The organism is Nitratireductor sp. GCM10026969, assembly GCF_042660605.1.
In the GTDB taxonomy this organism is placed as follows: Bacteria; Pseudomonadota; Alphaproteobacteria; order Rhizobiales; family Rhizobiaceae; genus Chelativorans.
On sequence record NZ_JBHSUM010000273.1, the window covers coordinates 1 to 2,286 of the forward strand.

Consider the following 2,286-nt stretch of genomic DNA (forward strand, 5'->3'; position numbering starts at 1 on the left):
GCCGAGCCGGTGCTGCAGCACCGCATGGCACTGACCTTCGCGGCGCGGGCGGAAGGCATGAGCGTGCGCGATGTCATTGCGCGCCGGGTCAAGGCGCTCGGCTGAGCGACCGGCGACAGAGGCTGATGGCGCGGATCGGTGAAGTCACCACCCCCGTTTCGACAGAGGACGCGCTGGTGCGCGCCCGCACGCGCGCGGCCCTGGTGCCGGATCTTCTGGTGGAGGCCCGCCGCGTCGTCAACAACGTGATCGCCGGCTGGCACGGCCGCCGCCGACGCGGCATCGGCGAGAATTTCTGGCAGTTCCGCCCCTATGTCGAGGGCGAGGCCGTCGCTCGCATCGACTGGCGCCGCTCCGCCCGCGAGGAGGACCATCTCTATGTGCGCGACCGGGAATGGGAAGCCGCGCACACCGTCTGGCTGTGGGCCGATCGTTCCCCCTCGATGCTCTACCGCTCCGGCCAGGCCGAGGTTTCAAAGGAATCGCGCGCCCTCGTGCTGATCCTCTCCCTGGCCGAGCTCCTGTCGCGCAGCGGCGAGCGGATCGCCTGGCCTGGGCTGACCGACCCCTTCGCCGCCCGCAACGGCGCGGAGCGGCTGGCGCAATACATCAGCCATGCCGAGCCGGACACCGGACGCGCGGACTTCTCCCAGGTCCGCCGCTTTTCCGACGTTGTCATTGTCGGTGACTTCCTCGATCCGCCGGAGGAGATCATGCGCTGGCTCGATCCGCTGGCGCGCCGGGGCACCCGTGCGCATCTGATCGAGGTGGCCGATCCCGCCGAAGAGACCTTTCCCTATTCCGGCCGCACCGAGTTCCGGGACCCCGAGACCGGCGCCAGGCTGACAGCCGGCCGGGCCGAAACGCTGGGCGAGGACTATCGCCGGCTCTACCTTGCAAGGCGCGAGGAACTTTCCCGCTGGGCCAAGAAGGTCGGCTGGAGCTACACGGTCAACCACACCGACCGGCTGGCCTCGGAGGCCCTGATCCGCGTGCATACGGCCATGACCGCCGAGATGGATGCGGGCCGATGAACTTCCTCCCCCTCTCCTTCGGCGCGCCGATGGTCCTGTGGGGCCTCGTTGCCCTGCCGGTCATCTGGTGGCTCTTGCGGCTGACGCCGCCCCGGCCGCAGCGGGAGATCTTCCCGCCGCTGGCCATCCTGGCGCGCATCGTCAGGAAGGAGGAAACCCCGCACCAAAGCCCGTGGTGGCTGACGCTCCTCAGGCTCGCGCTTGCCGCGCTCGTCATACTGGCACTTGCCGACCCCGTCTTCAATCCGCGCGAACGGACCGCCGTCAGCGGCAGCGCGCTCGCCGTGGTGCTCGACAATGGCTGGTCGAGCGCTCCGGACTGGGACAGGCGGGTGGCGACCGCCACGCGGCTGATCAACGATGCGGGGGAAAGCGGCGTGCCGGTGGTGCTGGCGCTGACCGCCGAAGCACCGGCTCAAGATATCGGCCCGTTCGACGCCGCAACCGCGATCGAGCGGTTGAACGCCGCGGAGCCACGCCCGGTCCCTAGCGACCGCCCCGCCATCTACGCCCGGGTTGCCGAAACGCTTTCGCAACTGCCCGGCGCGAGCCTCGCCGTGCTTGCCGACGGGCTCGCGCGCGGCGATGACGCGGAAGCCTTCGAGACGCTGTTTTCTGCCGAGCTTTCCGACGTTCTTTGGATCGCTCCGGATAACTTGCCGCTCGTTGCCCTGTCCGACAGCGCCAACGCGCCGGAGCGCTTTACCGTAACCGCCGTTCGGCGCGAGTCGGAGACGGGACCACGGCAGGTCGTCGCCTACGCTACCGACGAGCAGGGCCGGCGCATCGCCGAAACGGCCATCGGCTTCGGCCCCGGCGAAGCTGCCGCCACGGGCGAGATGCGCGTGCCCTTTGAACTGCGCAACGACTTCACCTCGATCGGGCTTGCCGGCGAGAACCATGCCGGCGCGCTCCGGCTGCTCGACGAAAATGCGCGGCGGCGCCGCATCGGGCTCATCTCCCAACACGAGGCCGACGAAGCGCAGCCTCTCCTTTCACCGCTCTACTACATTCGCCGGGCCATCGGTCCCTATGCCGATCTCATCGAGGCCGGCAGCGCCGATCTGACGCAATCCGTGCCCCGGCTCCTGGAGCAGAAGCCAGCGGCGATCGTCATGGCCGATGTCGGCACTCTGCCGGATTCGGTGCGCAGCCGGCTGATCGAGTGGATGGAAGCCGGCGGCACGCTGATCCGCTTCGCCGGGCCGCGCCTGGCGGCAGCCGAGCACGACGAGGCGCTGCTGCCGGTCCG

2 protein-coding genes are annotated in these 2,286 nt (G+C 69.6%); both read left to right on the forward strand.

Annotated features, from left to right (window positions below):
* The first annotated feature begins 125 nt into the window (after positions 1-125).
* Entirely contained in the window at positions 126-1,034 is a 909-nt protein-coding gene (locus tag ACFP9U_RS24770) for a DUF58 domain-containing protein (protein ID WP_378625517.1), read from the forward strand.
* The coding region (locus tag ACFP9U_RS24775) for a BatA domain-containing protein (protein WP_378625519.1) at positions 1,031-2,286 on the forward strand (1,256 nt) is incomplete at its 3' end. The genes ACFP9U_RS24770 and ACFP9U_RS24775, both read left to right, overlap by 4 nt.